Source organism: Bradyrhizobium sp. SK17 (assembly GCF_002831585.1).
Taxonomy (GTDB): Bacteria; Pseudomonadota; Alphaproteobacteria; order Rhizobiales; family Xanthobacteraceae; genus Bradyrhizobium.
The window spans coordinates 5378046-5400083 of sequence record NZ_CP025113.1 but is presented as its reverse complement, the minus strand read 5'-3'; the positions used below and the strand labels follow the sequence as shown (position 1 = coordinate 5400083).

21 protein-coding genes are annotated in these 22038 nt (G+C 64.7%); 18 read left to right on the top strand and 3 right to left on the bottom strand.

Features of this window, described 5'->3' with window-relative positions; all coding sequences use genetic code 11:
- The 3 genes from CWS35_RS24890 to CWS35_RS24880 are packed head-to-tail and all read left to right on the top strand — an operon-like array spanning nt 1 to nt 2628.
- Nucleotides 1-699 (top strand): ABC transporter ATP-binding protein, encoded by a 699-nt coding sequence (locus tag CWS35_RS24890; protein WP_100956643.1) that lies wholly within the window; start codon nt 1-3, stop codon nt 697-699.
- Nucleotides 696-1391, top strand: coding sequence for an ABC transporter ATP-binding protein (locus tag CWS35_RS24885; protein WP_100954332.1), 696 nt, complete (start codon nt 696-698; stop codon nt 1389-1391). Before CWS35_RS24890 ends, CWS35_RS24885 begins: the two co-directional genes overlap by 4 nt.
- 19 nt (nt 1392-1410) lie before the next feature.
- On the top strand, nt 1411-2628 hold the full coding sequence (locus CWS35_RS24880; RefSeq protein WP_100954330.1) for an ABC transporter substrate-binding protein: 1218 nt from the start codon (nt 1411-1413) through the stop codon (nt 2626-2628).
- A 30-nt stretch (nt 2629-2658) separates the two neighbouring features.
- Here the strand turns inward: CWS35_RS24880 and CWS35_RS24875 are convergent, their stop codons facing one another.
- The gene (locus CWS35_RS24875; protein ID WP_100954328.1) at nt 2659-3678 is read right to left on the bottom strand and encodes a zinc-binding dehydrogenase; all 1020 of its coding nucleotides are present in this window, start codon (nt 3676-3678) and stop codon (nt 2659-2661) included.
- 186 nt (nt 3679-3864) lie between these two features.
- Between CWS35_RS24875 and CWS35_RS24870 the strand changes: the two genes are divergently transcribed.
- From CWS35_RS24870 to CWS35_RS24840, 7 genes are read left to right on the top strand one after another with little or no spacing between them, the layout of a single operon-like run.
- Nucleotides 3865-5520, top strand: coding sequence for an AMP-binding protein (locus tag CWS35_RS24870; protein WP_100954327.1), 1656 nt, complete (start codon nt 3865-3867; stop codon nt 5518-5520).
- Entirely contained in the window at nt 5517-6278 is a 762-nt protein-coding gene (locus tag CWS35_RS24865) for an SDR family NAD(P)-dependent oxidoreductase (RefSeq protein ID WP_100954325.1), read from the top strand. The genes CWS35_RS24870 and CWS35_RS24865 overlap by 4 nt, the downstream gene beginning before the upstream one ends.
- Before the next feature lie 10 nt (nt 6279-6288).
- Nucleotides 6289-7074: an SDR family NAD(P)-dependent oxidoreductase gene (locus tag CWS35_RS24860; protein WP_100954323.1), complete on the top strand. Its 786-nt coding sequence runs from the start codon at nt 6289-6291 to the stop codon at nt 7072-7074.
- Between the two features lie 42 nt (nt 7075-7116).
- Nucleotides 7117-8361 (top strand): acyl-CoA dehydrogenase family protein, encoded by a 1245-nt coding sequence (locus CWS35_RS24855; RefSeq protein WP_100954321.1) that lies wholly within the window; start codon nt 7117-7119, stop codon nt 8359-8361.
- Between the two features lie 5 nt (nt 8362-8366).
- Complete coding sequence (locus tag CWS35_RS24850; protein WP_100954319.1) at nt 8367-9407, top strand: phosphotransferase family protein; 1041 nt, start codon at nt 8367-8369, stop codon at nt 9405-9407.
- A gap of 17 nt (nt 9408-9424) precedes the next feature.
- Nucleotides 9425-10090: a nitroreductase gene (locus tag CWS35_RS24845; RefSeq protein WP_210202724.1), complete on the top strand. Its 666-nt coding sequence runs from the start codon at nt 9425-9427 to the stop codon at nt 10088-10090.
- A gap of 33 nt (nt 10091-10123) precedes the next feature.
- Complete coding sequence (locus tag CWS35_RS24840; protein WP_100954317.1) at nt 10124-11275, top strand: CaiB/BaiF CoA-transferase family protein; 1152 nt, start codon at nt 10124-10126, stop codon at nt 11273-11275.
- 82 nt (nt 11276-11357) lie between these two features.
- On the opposite strand, the gene CWS35_RS24835 is transcribed toward CWS35_RS24840, so the two are convergent.
- Nucleotides 11358-12092: an SDR family NAD(P)-dependent oxidoreductase gene (locus tag CWS35_RS24835; RefSeq protein WP_100954315.1), complete on the bottom strand. Its 735-nt coding sequence runs from the start codon at nt 12090-12092 to the stop codon at nt 11358-11360.
- Between the two features lie 15 nt (nt 12093-12107).
- Nucleotides 12108-13142: a LacI family DNA-binding transcriptional regulator gene (locus tag CWS35_RS24830; RefSeq protein ID WP_024584112.1), complete on the bottom strand. Its 1035-nt coding sequence runs from the start codon at nt 13140-13142 to the stop codon at nt 12108-12110.
- Nucleotides 13143-13326: 184 nt separating this feature from the next.
- Here CWS35_RS24830 and CWS35_RS24825 point away from each other — a divergent pair, with 184 nt between their 5' ends.
- From CWS35_RS24825 to CWS35_RS24790, 8 genes are all read left to right on the top strand, one after another.
- On the top strand, nt 13327-14628 hold the full coding sequence (locus CWS35_RS24825; RefSeq protein WP_100954313.1) for an ABC transporter substrate-binding protein: 1302 nt from the start codon (nt 13327-13329) through the stop codon (nt 14626-14628).
- Between the two features lie 234 nt (nt 14629-14862).
- On the top strand, nt 14863-15579 hold the full coding sequence (locus CWS35_RS24820) for a carbohydrate ABC transporter permease (RefSeq protein ID WP_245438643.1): 717 nt from the start codon (nt 14863-14865) through the stop codon (nt 15577-15579).
- Nucleotides 15580-15583: 4 nt separating this feature from the next.
- Nucleotides 15584-16411 carry a carbohydrate ABC transporter permease gene (locus CWS35_RS24815; RefSeq protein WP_100954310.1) on the top strand — a complete coding sequence of 276 codons (828 nt, stop codon included), beginning with the start codon at nt 15584-15586 and terminating at the stop codon, nt 16409-16411.
- A 7-nt stretch (nt 16412-16418) separates the two neighbouring features.
- Nucleotides 16419-17423: a zinc-binding dehydrogenase gene (locus CWS35_RS24810; RefSeq protein WP_100954308.1), complete on the top strand. Its 1005-nt coding sequence runs from the start codon at nt 16419-16421 to the stop codon at nt 17421-17423.
- A gap of 6 nt (nt 17424-17429) precedes the next feature.
- Nucleotides 17430-18503, top strand: coding sequence for an ABC transporter ATP-binding protein (locus CWS35_RS24805; RefSeq protein ID WP_100954306.1), 1074 nt, complete (start codon nt 17430-17432; stop codon nt 18501-18503).
- The gene (locus CWS35_RS24800) at nt 18500-19459 is read left to right on the top strand and encodes a sugar kinase (RefSeq protein WP_100954304.1); all 960 of its coding nucleotides are present in this window, start codon (nt 18500-18502) and stop codon (nt 19457-19459) included. The genes CWS35_RS24805 and CWS35_RS24800 overlap by 4 nt, the downstream gene beginning before the upstream one ends.
- Complete coding sequence (locus CWS35_RS24795; RefSeq protein WP_100954302.1) at nt 19456-20493, top strand: tagatose 1,6-diphosphate aldolase; 1038 nt, start codon at nt 19456-19458, stop codon at nt 20491-20493. Before CWS35_RS24800 ends, CWS35_RS24795 begins: the two co-directional genes overlap by 4 nt.
- Before the next feature lie 499 nt (nt 20494-20992).
- Entirely contained in the window at nt 20993-22012 is a 1020-nt protein-coding gene (locus CWS35_RS24790) for a TRAP transporter substrate-binding protein (RefSeq protein WP_100954300.1), read from the top strand.
- Nucleotides 22013-22038: the final 26 nt, after the last annotated feature.

Below are 22038 nucleotides of genomic sequence, written 5' to 3'. Positions count from 1 at the left end.
ATGCTCGCGATCGAGAAACTGTCGGTGAGCTATGGTTCGGTGCAGGCCTTGACCGACGTCGATCTCGCGGTGCGCGGCGATGGTGTGCTGCACGGGATCATCGGCCCGAACGGCGCCGGCAAGTCCACGCTGCTCGACGCGATCTGCGGCCGGCGGCGGCCGACATCGGGGCGCGTTCGATATTGCGGCGAGGACATCACGCATCGGTCGATCAGTTGGCGCCGCCGGCAGGGCATGGCACGGTCGTTCCAGCGCACCAGCATCTTCCAGGACCTAGCCGTGCGTGACCAGCTCGAACTCGTCGCACAGAATCTCGGCGACGACCAGCTCGATGACGTCATCGAGGTTATGGATCTGGGCGGCTTTCTCGATCAGAAGGCCGGACGCATCGCTTACGGCGTGCAGCGCCGGGTCGACGTCGCCTTGGCGCTGATTGGCCGTCCGCGGCTTCTGTTAATGGATGAGCCGGGCGCCGGTCTCTCCGCCGTGGAGACGCTGCGGCTGTTCGAGCATGTGCGCGACCTCGTTCGCGAACGCAGGATTGCTGCCGTGGTGGTCGAGCACGATGTCGACGCGGTGTTCGCCTGCTGCGGCATGGTCACCGTGCTCGATCTCGGACGGCACCTCGCGACGGGGACGCCGGAGGCGATCCGGGCCGACCATCGCGTCATCGCTGCGTATCTGGGGACCGCGGCATGAGCGCGCTGCGGATCCAGTCGCTGTTTGCCGGCTATGGCGCGTCGACCGTGCTGCGTGGCATCGACTTGACGGTCGAGGAGGGCGAGTCGGTGGCCCTGGTCGGCCGCAACGGGGCCGGCAAGTCGACGCTACTGCTCTCCGTGTTTCGCGAGACCAATATCCGATCCGGCGAGATCTGGGTTCGTGATCGTCGGATCGACGGCCTGCCGGGTTACACCGCCGCGAAGCTCGGCGTCTCGATCGCGCCGCAGGGACGACGCATCCTGCCGAACCTCACCGTCAAGGAGAACCTGCTGCTGGGCCGGTCGACCGGTCGGGCCGGGCACTGGACCTTGAAGACCATCTACCAGTTGTTTCCGGTGCTCGAGGAGCGGGCCGATCGGCTCGGCACCATGCTGAGCGGCGGCCAGCAGCAGATGTTGGCGATCGGGCGGGCCTTGATGGCCAACCCGAGCCTCATCCTGCTCGACGAGCCTTCGGAGGGTCTTTCACCGGTTCTGATCGACGGTCTTGTCGACACCCTCAACACCATCCGCGGCGCCGGGACCGGCGTGCTCGTGGTCGAGCAGCACCTCAGCCTCGTCAAGCGCGCCACCGATCGCTTCGTCATCCTGGCAAAGGGCGAGGTCGTCGGGACAGGCGCGATCGCCGCCATCGGCGCACCGGAGAATCAGGCGCTCATGGCGCTCTAAAAAACGAAGGAGGGGAGCAATGAGGACATCATCGGTGGGGTCGGTTTTCGGAATCCTGCGTGCGGCGACGATCGGCGCCGCGATCGCGCTGGCCGTCGGCAGCGCGGCGCTGGCTGAGGACACGGTCAAGATCGGCGTGCTGCTGATCGACAGCGGACCGCTCGCCGGCCTGAAAGACACCCAGGTCAAGGCGGTCAACCTCGCGATCGAACAGATCAACGCCGCCGGCGGCGCGGCCGGCAAGAAGCTCGAAGCGACCTTCATCTCCTACCCCGGCACGCCCGATACCGCGGTGGACGGTGCCACCCGCGCGGTCCAGAAGGATGGCGCGATGTTCATCACCGGTATGGACACGTCGGCGGTGACGCCGGCCCTCCAGGCCAAGCTTCCGACGTTGAAGGCCATCATGCTGGAAGTGATGGCGAATGCCGACGGACTGACCGGTAAGAACTGCACGCCGAACTATTTCCGGGTCAATGCCAACGACTCCATGATCATGGGCACGTTCAGGGAGTTCCTGAAGGACCTGGGCATCAAGAAATGGGACATCATCGCGGTCGACTATGCCGCCGGGCGCGATTCCGCCGACAAGTTCAAGGCGCTGGTGACGTCGCAGGGCGGAACGATCGGAAAGACCCTGTTTTCACCCAATGGCACGCCGGATTTCGGCGCCAAGATTTCCGAGCTCGGGGCTGATCCCGCCGAGGGCCTGTTCGTCACGATCTTTGGCAGCGACGCCATCAATCTCGCCAAGCAGCAGCACCAATTCGGCCTGTTCAAGAAATACAAGATGGTGCTGGGCAACTCCTTCGTGATCCCGCAAACCTTGCCGGCGCAAGGCGAGACGGTGCTCGGCGTCTACCAGAACATCGGCTTCGTGGCTGGCTTCCCTGGCGCGCAGGCCGAAGCCTTCGTGAAGGCGTACAAAGAGAAATACAATGGCGAGCTGCCGCCTTACACCAGTGCGGACCAGTATGCCGCGATCCAACTGATCGCAGCCGGGCTCCAGAAGGCGAATTCGACCGACATCAACGCGGTGCGCGCGGCGCTGTCCGGCCTCAAGACCGAAACGGTGCTGGGCGATGTCGAGATCCGCGCGGGCGATCATCAGACGGCGCGGCGGATGGCGATCAGCCAGATCGTGATGGGCCCGGAGGGCAAGCCGACCTATCAGATCAAGAAGATCGAGCCGGGAGCGGACATCATTGCGCCCGTCGATCCAGCCTGCAAGATGTGACGTCGGGCTCGTTTCGCCCGTGGCGCCTCGCTACGCCACGAGCGACACCTTTCCGAACTGCGCTCCCGAAGCGAGACGCGCCAGCGCCGAAGGGGCGTCCGACATCTTGAATGAGCAATCGATCACCGGCTTGACTAGGCCGCGATTGAATACGTCGAGCAATTGACGGAATTCACCGATGCTGCCGCCGGTCGAGCCATAGATTTCAAGCTGGCGGATGAACACCCGTTGCAGATCGGCCGGTGGATTGGAGCCGGTGGTGGCGCCACAGGTGACGAGACGGCCGCCGCGTCGCAGGGAACGCAGCGATTGTCCCCAACTCGCTTCGCCGACGCTGTCGATCACCATGTCGACCCCGCCGCCGCTCATCTGCTGGATGGCGGCCGAAACCTCGTCGCGTCGATAATTGACCCCGCCGTCCGCTCCCAATGCTGCGGCTCTGGCGAGCTTCTCGTCGCTGGAGGAGGTGACGAAGGCGCGGGCGCCGACCAGCTTGGCAAGTTGCAGGCAGGCGACCGCGACGCCGCCGCCGATGCCGACGATCATGACGCTTTCGCCGGGTTGCAGCGCGCGTTTGCCGAACAGCATGCGCCAGGCGGTGAGATGGCCGGTCATCAGTGCACCCGCGGCCACGAGATCGGCGTCGTCGGGGAGGGGAACGAAGCAACGGCTGGGCATCGCGATGTAGTCGGCGAAGCCGCCATGGCGATGCTCACCCATGATCCTGACGTTCTCGCAGAGCGGCTGGTCGCCAGCCAGGCAATAGCGGCACTTGCCGCAAAAGGCTTCGGAGAACAGCACGGCCTTCATGCCCGGCCTCAAGCCGCTGCCCGGAGCCGCCTCGACGACCTCGCCGGCGGCCTCGACCCCCATCACCTGCGGCAGAACGTGGGTGATGCCGCTGCCATTATCGCGCATGTAGAGATCGACACGATTGACCGACGCGGCTGCGACTTTCAGCACGGACTCGCCGGCCGCCGGCACGGGATCGGGGAAATCCCGCCAGACCACGCCGTCCGCGCCGCGCCGTTCCAGGACTGCCGCCTTCATGCCTGCCTCCCTTGTGATTCCGCTGTGAGCCAAACTAATGCACTAGCTCACGAAGCAACAATCGGCGTGTTCCAACTGATACTCGAACTATCATCCAAATAGCTGTTGCAGTCCATTTCAAATATAATACACTAGCGCACGAAAATGCCGTCAAGTGCATCGATCAATCGTCATGGAGGCAGCGTCATGAGCGAGCGTCGTTTCGATCCCGTGGCGCATGCGCGCGCGATGCGTGCGAGCGGTTTCTGGGTCGACAAGAGTTTTGACGAGTTCCTGCAGCAGACGATCGCTGCTGCGCCCGACAAGCTCGCGCTGATGGCGGACCGCGCCGATCGCGACGCGCCCAAGCGGTTGAGCTACGCGGAACTCGGCGATCTGATCTCGCGTGCGGCCGCCTCACTCCGTCGTCTCGGTGTCGGTGCAGGCGATGTCGTATCGGTTCAGCTGCCGAACTGGTGGGAGTTCGCGGTGATTGCCCTGGCAGCGTTCCGGGTCGGCGCGGTCGTCAATCCCCTGATGCCGATCTTCCGCGAGCATGAGCTCAACTACATGCTCGGCTTCGCCGAGACCAAGCTCCTGGTCGTGCCAAAGCTGTTCCGTGGCTTCGATCACGAGGCGATGGCGCGCGCGTTGAAACCGGGCCTGCCGAAGCTCGCGCAGGTCATCGTGGTGGACGGCGAGGGGCCCGGCAGCTTCGAACAGGCGTTGCTGTCCGGCAGCGAACGCCTCGGCCCGCCACCGCTGGGCGAGATCGGCGCGATGCCGGCCGACCGGATGGCGGTGCTGATGTTCACGTCGGGAACCACGGGCTCTCCGAAGGGCGTGATGCATTGCCTCAACACGCTGATGGGCTGCTGCATCGGGCTCGGTGGACGGTTCGGCCTCAATGCCACCGATACCATGCTGGTCTGCTCGCCGCTCGGCCACATGACCGGCTTTGCCGCCGGCATGCTGCTTGGCCTGAAGATCGGCGCCACGGTGATCTTCCAGGACATCTGGGAGCCGAAACGCGGCGTCTCGATCATGGCCAAGGAGGGCGTGACCTATTCGGCCGGCGCCGCGACGTTCCTGGCCGATATGTGCGAGGCGGTGGCGGCGGGCGCGGCGAAGCCGGCCGAACTGCGCAAATTCCTCTGCGCCGGTGCGCCGATTCCGCCGGCGCTGATCGATCGCGCCTATCGCGAGCTCGACCTCAAGGTCTGCTCGCTCTGGGGCATGACCGAGTCGCTCGCCAGCACGCTGACTGAACCGGAGCGCGCGCTGGAAAAATCGTCGAAAACCGACGGCCGTCCGGTTGAAGGCGTCGCGGTCAAGGTGTTGCGCATGGACGGTTCGCCGGCCGCAGTCGGCGAGCGCGGGCTGCTCAAGGTCCGCGGTGCGCAGATGTTCCTCGGCTACTACAAGCGGGAGGACATGGAGCCATTCGATGCCGAAGGTTGGTTCGATACCGGCGACATGGCCTATATGGACGACGAGGGCTACATCCGGATCGACGGCCGCATCAAGGACATCATCATTCGCGGCGGGGAAAACGTCCCGGTCTTCGACATCGAAAACCTGATGTTCAAGCTGCCTGCCGTGCTCTCGGTCGCCATCGTCGGCTATCCGGACGCGCGGCTTGGGGAGCGCGCTTGCGCATTCGTGGTGCTGCGGCCGGGCGCGACGCTCGATCTCGCCACCGTGCAGGCGCACATGGCCGAGCACAAGGTCGCCAAGCAGTATTGGCCGGAACGCATCGAGATCGTCGACGACCTGCCGAAGACGCCGGCTGGCAAGGTGCAGAAGTATCAGCTCCGCGAAATCGCCAAGGCGTTCGCTGAACCCGCCAAGGCCAGCGCATGAACGCGCGCCTCAAGGATCGCGTTTGCGTCGTCACCGGCGCCGCGCGCGGGATCGGTTTCGCTATCGCCGAGCGGTTCGGCCGGGAGGGCGGGCGACTTGCCTGTGTCGATATCAGCGCGCGCCGCCTGGAGCCCGCCGTCGGCCGGCTCAATGACATGGGCTTCGATGCGAGAGGATACGAGGTCGATATCGGGCGGCGCGAGGACGTTCACACGCTGTTTGCGCGCGTCGAGAGCGAGTTCAATGCGCCGGTCGCCGTGCTGGTCAACAATGCGGTGTTCGCACGCTTCGAACCCCTGGCGGACATCGCGGTCGATACGCTGGAGCGGATGTTTGCCGTCGGCGTGCATGGTCTGATCTGGAGTACGCAGGCCGTGGTGCCGCAGATGGTACGGCGTGGCGGCGGCTCGATCGTCAATCTGAGTTCGGTATCGGCGTTCCATCCAGCCAAGGATTCCATCGCCTATTCTGCGCTGAAGGCCGGCGTGGTCGGGCTCTCGCGTGCCTCGGCGACCGAACTGGCTGCGAGCAAGATCCGCGTCAACGTGATTGCGCCCGGCATGATCGGAACGCCGGCATCGATCGCGCAGTTCGACGAGGCGACGATCGCAACCCGTCAGGGCGAGATGCCCGCCGGGCGCTTCGGCGCGCCCGAGGAGATCGCGGCGCTTGCGGCGTTCCTTGCGAGCGATGACGCCAGCTACATCCAGGGCGCGGTCATCACCGCCGACGGCGGTTGGACCGTTCCGGCAAAATAGGAGAAAGCGCATGAAGCGGCTCGAGGGCAGGCGCGCGGTGGTCACCGGCGGTGGCAGTGGAATCGGTCGCGCCAGCGCCATCCGCTTCGCGCGCGAAGGTGCGTCGGTCCTGGTGGTCGGTCGCGCCGGCAATGCCGAAGAGGTCGCTGCTGCGATCCGGGCCGAGGGCGGGGTCGCGTCCGCCATGATCACGGATGCCGCGGTCGAGGTGAATGTGGCCGCGATCGTAACGCGTTGCGTCGACGAATTCGGCGGGCTCGAGGTCTTCTTCGCCAATATCGGCGTCACCGGGACCAATACGCCGCTGCTCGAGCAGACCGTCGACGAATGGTCCGAGGTCTATCGCATCAACACGATCAGTTGCTTCCTCGCCATCAAATATGCCGGCCGCCACATGACGGCGCAGGGCCGTGGCTCGATCATCCTGACATCATCCGCCGCTTCGCTCCGCGCCAATGCCGGCGCGATCTCCTACAGCGCGAGCAAGGCCGCCGTGAACAATCTGGCGCAGACGGCCGCCAACGCCTTTGCCGGTACCGGCGTCCGCGTCAACGCGGTGCTCCCCGGATTGGTCGAGACGCAACTGACGCGCAAGGTGTTCGAGGACGCGCGGGCGCGCGGCGTCGAAGCCAAGCTCGGGCATGTCACGCCGCTGAAGCGTCCGGGACGTTCCGAGGAAATCGCCGCGGCCGCGGCCTTCCTGGCGAGCGATGATTCGTCCTACGTGGACGGCCAACTGCTGTCGGTCGATGGTGGCGTCAGCAGCACCCATCCCTTTGGCCGGATCGCGCTCTAGCAGGCCAGGCAGCTCAACAAGAACAGAAACAGGAGAGGCGCCGTGGATTTCGAACTTCCGAAGGAGATCACCGACAAGCTCGCCGAGCTCGATGCCTTCATCGAGGCCGAGATCAAGCCGCTCGAACGCAACAATATCAGGTTCTTCGACCACCGGCGTGAGAACGCCCGCACCGATTGGGACAATGACGGCCGCCCCCGCGATGACTGGCGGGCATTGATCGGCGAAATGGAGCGCCGCGCCGACAAGGCCGGGCATCTTCGCTACGGGCTGCCGAAATCGTGTGGCGGTCAGGGCGCGTCGAACCTCGCGATCGCCGCGATCCGCGAGCATCTCGCGGCCAAGGGGCTCGGTCTGCACAACGATCTCCAGGACGAGTCCTCCATCGTTGGCAATTTCCCGATCATCCCGGCATTGGCCGATTATGGAACCGAGGAGCAGAAGACCTACATCGAGGGGATCATCACGGGGAAAAAGCATCTCTCGTTCGGCCTGACCGAGCCGGGACATGGCAGCGACGCGACCTGGCTCGAGACCACGGGCGTGCGCGACGGCAATCACTGGGTCATCAACGGCCGCAAGCGCTGGAACAGCCAGGTGGCTCGGGCACACGCCAACCTGGTGTTCGCGCGCACCTCGGGCAAGCCGGGCGAGGCCAAGGGCATCACCGCGTTTATCGTGCCGACCGATACCAGCGGTCACAATGTGCTGTACAACCACTGGACCTTCAACATGCCGAGCGATCACGCGGAGACGGAGCTCGTCAATGTACGGGTGCCCGACAGCGCGATCCTGCACCGGGAAGGCGAGGGTCTCGTCGTCGCGCAACGCTTTGTCCACGAGAACCGCATCCGGCAGGCGGCCGCCAGCGCCGGCGCGGCGCGCTACTGCATCCAGGAGGCCGTCAACTACGCCAGATCGCGCGTCGCCTTCGGCGAGCCGCTGGCCAAGAAGCAGGCGGTGCAGTTTCCGCTGGTCGAGCTTTGGGCGGAGTATCAGATGCTCCGCAACTTCATCTTCCGCACCGCATGGCAGATGGATCGCCAGAACCCGCTCACGATCAGCGACATGGTGTCGATCTGTAATTTCCGCGCCAACCGCTTGTGCTGCGAGGCCGCCGATCGCGCCATGCAGGTGCATGGCGGCATGGGCTACAGCCGTGCCATGCCGTTCGAACACATCTACCGCCATCATCGCCGCTACCGCATCACGGAAGGGACCGAAGAGGTGCAGATGCGTCGGGTCGCACAATACCTGTTCGGCTTCAGCGGCAAGAGCGCGAGCTAGTCGCGATGAGCGTGCAGGCGCGTGATGGCGGCCCCGACTTCGACCTTCGCCGGCTCGATGCCTACCTGCGGGAGTGGCTGGGCGGACGCGGCACGACGGTCGTCGCGCGCACCAGCGGCGGGATGTCGAACCCGACCTATTTTGTGACGCGTGGCGACTGGCGCGCGGTGCTGCGCAAGCAGCCGAACAACATCCTGATGCCGTCGGCGCACGCCATCGATCGCGAATATCGGGTGCTGGTGGCGCTTCAGGGCAGCGCCGTCCCGACGCCCAGGCCCTATCGCTATTGCGAGGATCCGGAGATCCTTGGCACGCCGTTCTATCTGATGGAATGGCTGGAGGGGCGGGTGGTCTACGACTACGGCTTGCGCGGCTTTGCGTGCGAGGAGCGGGCCGCCTGCTATCGCTCGATGTGCGCAACCCTCGCAGGCATCCACCAGCTCGACTACAAAGCGGTCGGGCTCGGCGACTTCGGCCGGCCGGGAAACTATTTCGCCCGCCAGCTCAATCGTTGGTCCAGGCTCTGGGCTGAGTACCGCCGCGGCGACGACGACAACCCGGCGCTGGACAGAATGGTGCGTTGGCTGGCCGAGCGCGTGCCGACCAGCGAGACCCTGGCGCTATGTCATGGCGATTTCCGCATGGCGAATGTGATCTTCCATCAAACCGAGCCGCGCGTGATCGGGGTGCTCGATTGGGAATTGTCGACGCTCGGGCATCCGCTTGTCGACCTTGCCTTCAACAGCCAGGCCTGGCGCATGGCACCGGACGAGAACGGAGGGCTGCTTGGCTGCACGCTTGCGGAGATGGGCATTCCCACTGAAGCGGAATATCTCGATCGCTATTACGAGCTCACCTGTGCGAGCGAGCGCCTGACCGCGTTTCACCAGGTCTTCGCGATGTTTCGCGGGGCGGTCGGAAGCGCCGGCGTGGCGGCCCGAGGCGATCTCGGCAACAGCGTCCTGCCGGATGCCGCGAATGTGGGGCGGCGTCTCGCCCACGCCTATGCGACGCGCGGCATGGCGCTGATCGCGAACGATCCCTGAGCATGGCGGAGCAGCCGATGATGAATGTCGATGAGGCGATCCGCCGTCGGCGCTCGGTGCGCGGCTTTCTTGCGCGCGAAGTGCCCGAGGCGGATTTGCAGGAGATCTTTGCGATCGCCCAATACGCACCCTCCAACTGCAACGTGCAGCCCTGGACGCCCCATGTGGTGTCGGGGACGAAGCTCATGCGCCTTCGTGAAGCCCTGGTCGCGGCGGGAATGCGCGACGAGCCGATCAAGCCGGACTGGCCGGCCGACGGCAAGTATTCCGGCGTTTATCGCGAACGCCAGGTCGGCGCGGCGCAGGCGCTGTATGGTGCGATGGGCGTGGCGCGGAGCGACAAGGCGGGACGCAAGCTGGCCTACGTTCGCAATCATGCATTCTTCGATGCGCCGCATGCCGTCTTCATTTTCATGCCGGAGCCGTTCGATACGCGCGAGGCGACCGATATCGGCATGTATGCGCAGACCCTGATGCTGGCATTGACGGCGCGGGGCATCGGCTCCTGCGCGCAGGGTGCACTCGGCCTGTTTCCGGATATCGTCCGCGAACAGCTCGACATTCCCGGCAGCTACAAACTGCTGTTCGGCATCTCGTTCGGCTATGAGGACGACGGCGTCAGCGCCAACGCGGCGCGCGTCGAGCGGGCGCGGATCGATGACGTCGTGCGCTTTCACCGCTGATAGCGACGCCAAGTGTGACGAAAGGAGTTCGCCTTGACGGGACCTTTGCAAGGCTTTCGCGTCGTGGAGATGGGCGGCATCGGACCCGCACCGTTCGCCGGCGCGCTGCTCGGCGACCTCGGCGCCGATGTTGTGCGGATCGATCGAATAGCGAAACCGGGCGTCGAACCCGACCTGCCGGCCCGGTTCGACTTCTATAATCGCAACAAGCGCTCGGTGGCGCTCGATCTGAAGCGGCCGCAAGCAATCGCCACGGCATTGAAACTCATCGCCGAGGCGGATGCCTTGATCGAGGGGTTTCGTCCAACGGTGATGGAGCGGCTCGGGCTCGGGCCCGACGTGTGCCACGCCGCGAACCCGCGGTTGACCTATGCGCGCATGACGGGTTGGGGGCAGGAGGGGCCGCTGGCACAGGAGGCGGGGCACGATATCAACTACCTCGCGCTCACCGGCGCGCTGCATTGCCTCGGCGATGCCGATCGGCCTCCGCCGCCTCCGCTCAATCTCGTGGCCGATCTCGGCGGCGGCGCCCTCTATCTGGTGGTCGGGGTCTTGTCGGCGGCCATGGAAGCGCGACGATCGGGACGGGGGCAAACTGTCGACGTTGCCATGATCGACGGCGTCACCCACCTGATGTCGGCATTTCAAGCCTTCCGGCAGCAGGGCAGTTGGACCGGACGGCGGACCGATAACATCGTCGATGGCGGTGCACCGTTCTACCGCACCTATCAGACCAAGGACGAGAGGTTTGTCGCGGTCGGGGCGATCGAGCCGCATTTCTACGCCAACCTGCTGACCGTCATGGGACTTGGCATCGAGGGACTGCCTGCCCAGAACGATCGTTCGGCATGGCCGCAGATGCGGCAACGGTTCGCCGCGATATTTGCTGAACGAACGCGCGATGAATGGGTGGCCGCCGCGATGGGCTGCGATGCCTGCCTGGCGCCGGTGCTGTCGATCGACGAGGCGCCGTCCCATCCGCAGATGACGGCGCGAAGCGCGTATGCCGTGTTTGACGGCTTACGGCACCCACAGCCGGCTCCACGCTTCTCGCGTACACATTCCGAGCTCAGCCGGACGCCGCCGATGCCGGGGCGCGACAGCCGAGCAGCGCTTGTCGATTGGGGCATTGCGCCGGATGAGATCGATCGGCTTTTGGCAGCCGGAGCGTTAGCGGAGGCGTAGATCCCCACATAGGATCGACGCAAAGTGCGAAATTCTCCAGCTTTTCTTGGAGCGGCGCGAATATGTGAGCGCGCTTCGGCGCTCATCCGGCCAGGAAACCGCCGTCCACCGCAACGACCGTTCCGGTCGCATAACGGGATGCCGGCATGCAGAGAAATGCCACGGCGCCGGCGATGTCCTCCGGCTGTCCCCATCGTTTGAAAGCCGTGCGGTCGGCGATGCGCAGGTAATGCGCGCGGTCGGTTCGGCCCGCCGCGTTGATCGCGGTTTCGATGTAGCCGGGCGCCACCGCGTTGACGCGAATGCCTTGCTCGGCCCAGGCGAGCGCCAGCGCCTTGGTCAGCATCACGACGCCACCTTTGCTCGCGCAATAGGCGGGAATGCGCGGCAGCGCCAGCGTCGCGTTCATCGAGGCGATGTTGACGATCGAACCTTTACTCTCGGCCAGCAGGGACCGAAACGCCATGCAGGTCCGGAAGCTACCGGTCAGGTTGACGTCGAGCACCTTCATGAAGGTCTCGATCTCGAACTCCTTGTCGCGGGCGAGAATGCCGGCGCAGTTGACCAGTGCGTCGACGCGCCGGTGTTGCCGGGCGAATGACATGACGGCGTCGTCGTTCGTCACGTCGAGCGTCGCGAGCGCGAGGCCGGCGCGCGGCTCGAGCAGCGTACGAGCGAGGTCGGCTTCATTGGCGCCCGTTGCGGTCACCGTCGCCCCGAGATCGCAGAACTGGTTGCTGATGGCCGCGCCGATGTCACCGGCGCCGCCGATCACGACGGCGTGGAAGCCGGGGGCGAGAGTGAAATTGGAACTCATCGGCAGGATCTCATTTCAGGGCTTGGAGGGCGCGGCCGTCGATTCCCGGACCACGAGCGAAAAGTCGATTTCGCGATGCATGATCGCCTGTTCGCCGGCGAGGCTGCGGACCAAATATTCACCGGCGCGCTGCCAGGTTTCCCCGGTCGGAACGTGGATCGTGGTCAGGCTCGGCCGCAAATGGCGGCTCCAGTCGAGGTCGTCGAAACCGACCACGGAGAGATCGCGCGGCACCGAAAATCCGCTGCGCTCCGCCTCGAGCAACACGCCATAGGCAATGACGTCGTTGCCGCACACCACCGCTGTCGGGCGGTCTTCCAGATTGAGGAGGTGGCGCGCCGCTTCGCGTGCGTCGTCCAGCGTATAGGGCACTTCGACATGCCATCGTGCAGGCAATTCGAGATGATTCTCGGCCAGCGCTCGTCGGAACCCGGCGACGCGCGCGCTGGCGCGGTCGTTGTTGCGCTGAAGCGCCGAGACGATCCCGATGCGGCGGTGGCCGAGTTCGATGACATGGGTGGCCGCACGGTGGGCCGCGGCTTCGTTGTTGGTTCCGACGCAAGGGTAGGGCCGGTCCGGCTGGTAGATGCCGACATTGATGAAGGGTACCGCGTTGTCAGCGAGCAGCTTGCGCAATCCGTCGTGATGGCAATCGCCGCGCAGCACGAGGCCGTCGACGCCGCGGCTGATCAGGTTGCGCGCCTGCTGCAATTCGACATCCAGATCGTATCCGCTGGTGGTGAGGAACAGCATATATCCGACCGACGAGAGATATTGTTGGAGCGAAGCGATGCCGCGCGCGAACATCGTGTTGTCGATGGTCGGCACGATCGCGCCGAGGGTGCGGGAACGGCGTGACGACAGGATGCGCGCCGGCGCATGCGGGATGTAGCCCAGCGCCTCGATGGCCTGCTCGATGCGCGCCCGCAGGGAGGGGCTGACAGCATCGGGATTGTTGAGGGCGCGCGAGACCGAGGCCGTCGATACGCCGGCGCGGGCGGCGACGGCGCGGATCCCCTGCTTGGCAGATGTGGCGTTTGTCAGTCTCATAAATGTAACGTTACATCTTGCTTTGTCGCCGACTGGTAGCGGCGGCGGTACAAATCTGCCGCAGATTGCGACGGTTGTCCATTGCTTGACACGGCCGACGTGAAGCTTAGGATGTAACCGTTTTCAAGAATGAGCGTAAAAAAGGGCCCGCCAACCAAAGGCGGCCAGCCGGGAGGAGAGTTCGATGAAGGCCAGGATGTTCGCGACGCACGTCGCGTTGCCGGTTCTTGTGGCGGCCTCGGTCGGTGCGCAGGCGCATGCGGCTGATTTCGACTGGATGAAGTTCAAGGGCAAGACCGTCACCTTTCTCGCCAATAACAATCCCGTCTCGCAAGCGCTGCTGACCTACAAGGCCGATTTCGAGAAGCTGACCGGCATGACGCTGAAGGTCGATGGCTATCAGGAACAGCAGATGCGTCAGCGGCTGGTCACGGTCATGAACGCCAACAGCGACGAGGTCGACGTGTTCATGACGCTGCCCTCGCGCGAGGGCGAGCAGTTCTCTGCCGCAGGCTGGTATGCCGATCTCAGCGCAATGGCCAGGAACGAGGTCGCCAAGGAATACGATCCGGCCGGGCTCAGCCAGGCGCTGCTGAAGGCTGCCACCTTCGGCGGCAAGCTGACCAGCATGCCGATGAACATCGAAGGGCCGATCTTCTATTACCGCACCGACATCTTCAAGAAGTGCGGCATCGAGGCGCCGAACACCATCAAGGACGTCGAGGCGGCCGCCGCGAAGATCAAGACCTGCGACAGCGCGGTCACGCCGTTCGTCTCGCGCGGTCTGAAACCCGCGGTCGCCTATACGTTCAGCAATATGCTGCACAATGTCGGCGGCAGCTACATCGCCAATGGCAAGTCGAACCTGTGCTCCGCCAAGGGCAAGGAAGCTCTCGACACCTACAGCCGCCTGCTGCGCGACTTCGGCCCGCCCGGTGTCGTCAACTACAGCTTCCAGCAGATCTCCGCACTGTATCGCAGCGGTCGCGCCGCGATGGCATTCGAATCCTCCAACGAACTGCGCACGGTGATGGACGGCGGCGCGCGCCTCAAGGATACCGGCCTGCTTCCGTTCCCGGCCGGTGAGGCAGGGCAGGTGCCGACGACGATCGGCTGGGGCATGGCCGTGTCCTCGCACAGCAAGCAGCCGGATGCGGCCTGGTACTTCGTGCAATGGGCAACCAGTCCCGAGGTGCAAAAGAAGATGGCGCTCCAGGGCATCGCTCCGCCGCGTCCGTCGGTCGCCAAGGATCCTGAATACCGCAAGTGGATCGACGAAGAGCCGGTTCGCAAGGAGTGGCAGGCTGCGCTCGACGTGCTGGCCACCAAGGGCTCCTCCGAGGTCGGCTATCCGATCGTCGCCAATCCCGAGTCGCGCGAGTTCATCGGCCAGGCGGTGCAGGACCTGATCCTGAAGCAGAAGCCGGTCGAGCAGGCTTGTGCGGACGCGGACAAAGCCCTCGATGCGCTGATCGCCCAGAAGTAATCGCCCGGTGCTGTCCGGCTTCGCGCTGGCCGGCACCTCATCCTGATCCCAAGGAAGCGGACGCATGTCGGACACGGCAGCGACATTCACGCAGGACCGGCAGAGACTGGAGATGGCGGCGCTGTCGGCGCCGGCCGTGATCTTCACGGTCGCGATGATCGCATTTCCCGTCGTCTACACGCTCTGGCTCGGATTCCAGACGTTCTCCTCGACGGGAAAGCAATCCTTCGCGGGGTGGCGAACTATGCGAAGCTGGTGTCCGACCAGGAGTTCTGGCACGGGCTGTGGGTCACGATCGCGCTCTTCGTGCTCTCGCTGCTGTTGCAGCTCGTCTTCGGTGTCTGGCTCGCGCTCGTGCTGTTTCATGCCAAGCGATTGCCGGGAATCGTGCGCTCGCTGTTCATCTCGCCCTTCATGATGCCGCCGGTGGTGGCAGGCATGATGTGGCTCGTGATCCTCGATCCCTCGCTGGGCGCGGCCAACTACATTCTCCAGTCGGTCGGGCTGCCGCCGTCGGACTGGCTGGCTTCGCCGACATGGGTGATCCCGACCGTGGCACTGATCGACAGCTGGCAGTGGACGCCCTATGTCGCCCTGATCGTGCTGGGCGGCCTGCAATCGCTGCCGCCGAGCGTCTACGAAGCCGCGCAGATCGACGGCGCATCTCCGTTCAAGACCTTCCAGCGCATCACGCTGCCGCTGCTGCTGCCGACCATCGTCACCGCGGCGATCCTGCGCAGCGTCGATCTCCTGCGCTTCTTCGACATCATCTACATCACGACCCAGGGCGGTCCAGGCAACGCCTCGAACACGCTCAACATCTACGGCTTCCGGGTCGGTTTCGAATTCTTCAACATCGGCTATGCCAGCGCGCTGATGCTGACGCTGACTGCGATCGTGTTCGGCGCCGTGCTCGCCTTCAACCGCTTGCGCGGCGCAGTGGCATGGTGATGTCATGACGGACGCGGCCAACACCGATCGCTGGATCCGCTGGCTCAACACGGTGCAGCTCGTGCTCGCCGGCGTGCTGATCATGGCGCCGACGGTCTGGATGGTGCTGTCGTCGTTCAAGCCGTCCTTTGAGGTCACGGCCTATCCGCCGACGCTGATCTTCACGCCGACGCTCGAGAATTATGTCGAGCTGACCAGGACCACGCCTTTCCTGAGCTACGCGCTCAACAGCCTGATCGTCACGGTCGGCTCGACCGCGCTCGGATTGCTGTTTGGAATCCCTGCGGCGTTTGCTGTCTCCTGGACCCGGATTTCCTGGCCGGCGATCCTGACGCTGGCGGCGCGGATGGCGCCGGGCACGCTGTTCCTGCTGCCGTGGTACGTCATGTTCCGGCAGATCGGCATGATCGGCTCATACACCGCCCTGATCCTCAGCCATGCGGTGATCACTCTGCCGATCGTGATCTGGGTCTTGCTGCCGTCGTTCGACGGCATCCCGCGCAGCGTGTTCGAGGCCGCCCAGGTCGATGGATGCAGCGTCACGCGCATCCTCTGGCGCATCGCGCTGCCGCTGGTGGCGTCGGGTGTCGCGGTTTCGGCGATCCTCGCCTTCGTCTTCTCGTGGAACTACTTCCTGTTTGCGCTGGTGCTCTCCAATGGCGACACCAAAACGCTGATCGCGGCGGCCTTCAACTTCATCGGCGAAGGCTCGACGCAATGGGGTGCCCTGATGGCCGCGGCGACGCTGATCGCATTGCCGCCGCTGGTGCTGGCTGCTCTGGTTCAGCGCTGGCTGGTGTCCGGTCTGACGCTCGGCGCCGTGAAAGGCTAGGTATCCGATGACTCCATCATTCCGTCCGAACTCGATCATGCAGGCCGCGGTCTTCCACGGCGATGACCGCATCACCATCGAGCGCGTGGCGATGCCCGAGGTCGGGGCGGGCGAAGTGCTGGTGCGCGTCTCGCGCACCGCGCTGTGCGGTTCGGACTTCAAGCTGTGGCACAAGGGCGCCGAGTTCACCGCTGGCCACGAGATCTTCGGCGTCGTCGAGCAACCCGGCCATCGCCTGCATGGCCGGCGTTGCGCCGTCTACATACCGTTGCACTGTGGCCATTGCGCCGCCTGCAAGCGCGGCGACACCCAGATGTGCCTCGAGGTGTCCAGCCTGATCGGCTGGAACAGGCCGGGCGGCTATGCCGAATACGTGCCGGTGCCGGAAAATTGCCTGCTGCCGGTGCCCGACGATATCGAGGACAGTCTTGCGCCGCTGTTGCTCGACACCATCGGGACGTCGGGTCACGCGGTGCGCTTCGTCAGTCGCGTGGTGCCGCCCAGCGACGCCGGCCCGGTTCTCGTGATGGGTGCGGGGCCGGTCGGCCTCGGCGTCGTGCTGGCGCTCCGCGCGCTCGGCTATGACGATGTCCATGTGGCGGATCCCAACGCGGCGCGGTTACAGATCGCGCAATCCTTCGGCGCCAGGGCGCATCCAGTTGGCGATACGTCGAAGCGCTTCGCCCTCATCATGGAATGCTCCGGTGCGCATGCGGCGCGCAACCTCGGCATCGAGCTGGTGCTGCCGCGCGGCGCGCTGGTGCTCGTCGGCGAAAACGCCGCACCCTGGACCATCGAGGAAGGCAAGGTGTTCCGTCGCAAGGATTTCTACATGATCCGCACCTTCTACTTCCCGGTCTCGGATTTCGAGCCGAATGTCGAGCTGCTGCGCAGGTACAAGAACGAATATCGCGTCCTGGTCGACGGCGAGTTCGGCCTGTCGGCTCTGCCCGAGAATTTCGCGCGCTTCGCCAGGGGCGAGCTGATCAAGCCGGTACTGGCGCTGGACTGAGCGATCATGGCCTCGATCTCGATCCGCAACCTGGTCAAGCGCTACGGCAATTTCACCGTGATCCCCGACCTCAATCTGGAGATCGCAGACCACGAATTCGTCGTCTTCGTCGGCCCGTCCGGCTGCGGCAAGTCGACCTTGCTGCGGATCATTGCCGGCCTCGAGCCAATCACGTCCGGCGAGCTCTATATCGGCGACAAACGCGTCAACGGCGTGCAGGCCGCGCAGCGCGATATCGCGATGGTGTTCCAGGACTATGCGCTCTATCCGCACATGCGGGTCTACGACAACATGTCGTTTGCACTCGAACTGCGCGGCACGCCGAAAGCGGAGATCGACGCGCGGGTCAAGCGCGCCGCAGCGCTCCTGCATATCGAGCCCTATCTTAACCGCAAGCCGAAGGAGCTCTCGGGCGGCCAGCGCCAGCGCGTTGCGATGGGTCGCGCGATCGTACGCAATCCCAAGGCGTTCCTGTTCGACGAGCCGTTGTCCAACCTCGATGCCAAGCTGCGTGGCCAGGTGCGCGCCGAGATCAAGGCGCTGTCGCAGGAGTTGAAGACCACGATGGTCTTCGTGACCCACGACCAGATCGAGGCCATGACCATGGCCGACCGGATCGTGGTGCTCCAAAGCGGCATGATCCAGCAATACGATACGCCGGAGACGGTCTATGAGCGGCCGGCGAACCAGTTCGTCGCCGGCTTCATCGGTTCGCCCGCGATGAACTTCTTTCCTGTCGAGTGGCGCGACGGACGCGTCGTTCTCTCGCAAGGCGGCGTTGCGGTGCCGCTGGAAGGCGAGGCCGCGGGCGGCCTGCAACGTGCCGGCAACGCCGTGCTCGGCATTCGTCCCGAACATTTTGCAATCGCGACGGACGCGGCCGAAGGCATGTCCATCAACGTCAAGCTGGTCGAGCCGCTCGGCTCGGACACGCTGATCCATTTCGACCTCGCCGGCGTCTCCGCCATCGCGCGGGTCGATCCGGCCTTGCGGCCGAAGGTGGGCGATCGGCTCAGCCTGCGCCCGCAGCAAGGCAAGACGCATCTGTTCGATGCCGCCAACGGACAGGTCCTGCGGTGAGCGCATTTTCCGATATCGGGGATCTCGCAACGCTGACGGACGTCGCCGCCGGAGCCAGGCCCGTGCATGTGATCTGCCTCGGGCTGTCGGCGCTCGACCAGGTCTGGCGGGTCGATCGGTCGTTCGTGGGCCGCAGCGAGAAGATCAAGGCCGTCGAATACGGCACGATTGGCGGCGGCATGGCCGCCAATGCGGCGGTTGCGGTGGCACGGCTTGGTGCGTCCGCCGCATTCTGGGGGCGGGCAGGCCATGATGCCGCGGGCCACGAGATGCGGTCGGCGTTCGCCGCCGAAGGCGTCGATGTCAAGAATTTCCGGCTGTTTCCCGATGGCCGTTCCTCGGTCTCCGGAATCATCGTCGACAGGTCGGGCGAGCGGCAAATCGTGAACTACCGCGGGCTCTATCCCGAGGCCGCCGACTGGCTCCCGCTAGAGGCCGTGGCCCGCGCATCGTCGGTGCTGGCCGACCCGCGCTGGATCGAGGGCGCCGCGACGCTGTTCCACGAGGCGCGTTCGCGCGGCGTGCCGACGGTGCTCGACGGCGACATGGCCGACGCCGAGGTGTTCGAACGGCTGCTGCCGCTGACCGATCACGCCATCTTCTCCGAACCCGCCCTCGGCGCATTCGCAGGCTCTGCCAACGACGAATCGCTCGCAGCGCTTGCGCGCTTCGGCTGCCGTGTCATTGCCGTCACGCGCGGCGAGGGAGGTGTGAGCTGGTACGAGAACGGCCAACTGCATCGCCAGGCCGCCTATGTCGTCGACGTCGTCGACACCACCGGCGCGGGTGACGTCTTCCACGGCGCCTATGCGTTTGCGGTCGGCGCCGGTCTCGACGTGCGCGACGCCATGACGTTCTCGGCAGCGACCGCCGCGATGAAATGCCGCCACGCCGGTGGCCGCAACGGAATCCCCACCATCAACGAGTGTCTTGCATTCATGAGGACGAAGCCATGAGAACGATTGGAAAGAACCGCGGCCTCGCACGGCTTGCCGACGCGGACGGCCACTTCCGCATGGTTGCTCTGGACCAGCGGCCGCCACTGTTCGATGCCATCGCAAAGGCGAGGGGCATCACGCGGGATCAGGTCGCCTATGGCGACGTGACCGCGGCCAAGCGTCTCCTCGTCGAGAACCTCGCGCCGCATTGCAGTTCGATGCTGTTCGATCCGAACTTTGCGGTGCCTGCCGCGATCGATCTGCTGCCGCCGCGCTGCGGCCTGATCATGACGCTGGAGGAACATCGCGTCGAGGAGACGTCGGGCGGTCGCAAGTCGCGCGCGATCACCAATTGGAGCGTGGAGAAGATCCGCGCCATGGGCGGCGACGCCGTCAAGGTGCTGGCCTGGTACCGGCCCGATGCCGATCCTGCCGTGATCGCGCATCAGAAGCGTTTCGTGCGGGACATCGGGCAGGACTGCGCGCGCCATGACATTCCCTATGTGCTGGAGCTGCTGGTCTATCCGTTTCTCGGCAGCGCCGACCATACGGCGGACTACGTGGAGTCGCCGGGCAAGCTGCCTAGTCTCGTGATCGAGAGTGTACGCGAGTTCGCCAAGCCGGAATACGGCGTCGATCTCTTGAAGCTGGAAAGTCCGCTCGCTGCCAATAGCTTACCGGCCCGGGATGGCAGCGCGGCGGCACAGGCTGCACAGAAGGAGTTCGATGCGATCGGAGAGATCTGCGGCGCATGCAGCATCCCCTGGGTGTTGCTATCGGGCGGCGCGGCGCCGGAAAAGTTCGAGCGCGTGCTGGAGTTCGCCTATGCCGCCGGTGCCGGCGGGTTCCTGGCCGGCCGAACGATTTGGCTTGATGCGGTGCTGAAGAACTTCCCCGACCGTGCGGCGGTTGCGGCGAGCCTACGCAAAGATGGTCTCGGGGTACTGGAACGGCTGAATGAGCTGACTACGGCCAAAGGGACGCAATGGAAGGCGCGCTTTCCGGCATTCGGCGAGATCAAGCAGGAGGGCGACTTCGCACGCGCCTACTGACGCCGGCGGCCGAATGGCCGCCCAATGGAGCGCTTGGGATTCGGCGAGCGGGCCTGGTGCCTGAAGGACATGCGGCCACCGGTGGTGTTCGCAGCTGCTGAGATCGTCTCTGGCTTTCGCCGGTCCTGACGAGGGATGAAATGCAGCTTAGGGGGATCCACGCAGGCGTGAGAAGTTCGCGCCGGCGCCCATATCCGTAATTCGCATAAGGTATATTATGGAATATTTATATCTACAATTGGATCAGTAATTTAGTGGGAAATCTTCGCATCTGCTCGCATGTTTGCGGCTGCGTCTAGGTACCCGAGCGGTCGTGCGACCCGTCCTGATGCCACGGACCAGCCGCGCAACGGCGTCTCGTCTTAAAGCCGATATTGCCGCGGCCTACGGACGCTGCAATAAGCCGAGGCTGTGTAGAGATCGCTGGTGACCCCGCGGCGTCAGGTCCGTATAGGATTGGCATCTCAGAACAACAACAAGCCTCTCGAGGGAGAAACCGATGAGCTTTTCACGACGCACGCTACTGAAGGTCTCGGCCGCTTCCGCCGTCATGGGCGGGATTGGCGCGCCGTATGTCGCGCGCGCCCAGTCGGCCGAGTTCTCTTACAAATTCGCCAACAACCTGCCGGAATCGCACCCGCTGGTGGCTCGCGCCCGGGAGATGTCCGCGGCGATCAAGACCGAGACCAACGGCCGTTTCGACCTTCAGGTGTTCCCGAACAACCAGCTCGGCTCGGATACCGACGTGCTGAGCCAGGTGCGCTCCGGCGGCGTCGAGTTCTTCACGCTGTCCGGCCTGATCCTGGCGACCCTGGTGCCGGCGGCCTCGATCAACGGTATCGGTTTCGCATTCCCGGACTATCCCACGGTCTGGAAGGCCATGGATGGCGACCTCGGCGCCTATGTCCGCGGCGAGATCAAGAAGGCCGGCCTCGAGGTCATGGACAAGATCTGGGACAACGGCTTCCGCCAGACCACGTCGTCGACCAAGCCGATCAACGGACCGGACGACTTCAAGGGCTTCAAGATCCGCGTGCCGGTGTCGCCGCTGTGGACCTCGATGTTCAAGGCGTTCGACGCCTCGCCGGCCTCGATCAATTTCAGCGAGGTCTATTCGGCGCTGCAGACCAAGATCGTCGAGGGTCAGGAGAACCCGCTGGCTTTGATCTCGACCGCGAAGCTCTATGAGGTCCAGAAGTATTGCTCGCTGACCAACCACATGTGGGACGGCTTCTGGTTCTTGATGAACCGTCGTGCCTGGGCTGCCTTGCCTGACGATATCAAGACCATCGTCGCCAAGCACGTCAACGCGGCGGCCGTGAAGGAACGCGAAGACACCGAGAAGCTGAACGCGACCGTGAAGCAGGAACTGACTGGCAAGGGTCTCCTGTTCAACCAGCCCGCGGTCGGGCCGTTCCGCGACAAGCTGCGTACCGCCGGTTTCTACGCCGAATGGAAGGGCAAGTACGGCGACAAGGCCTGGGAACTGCTCGAGAAGTCCGTCGGCAAACTGTCCTGATCGCTCAAGCGGGAGGCTCGCCAGCG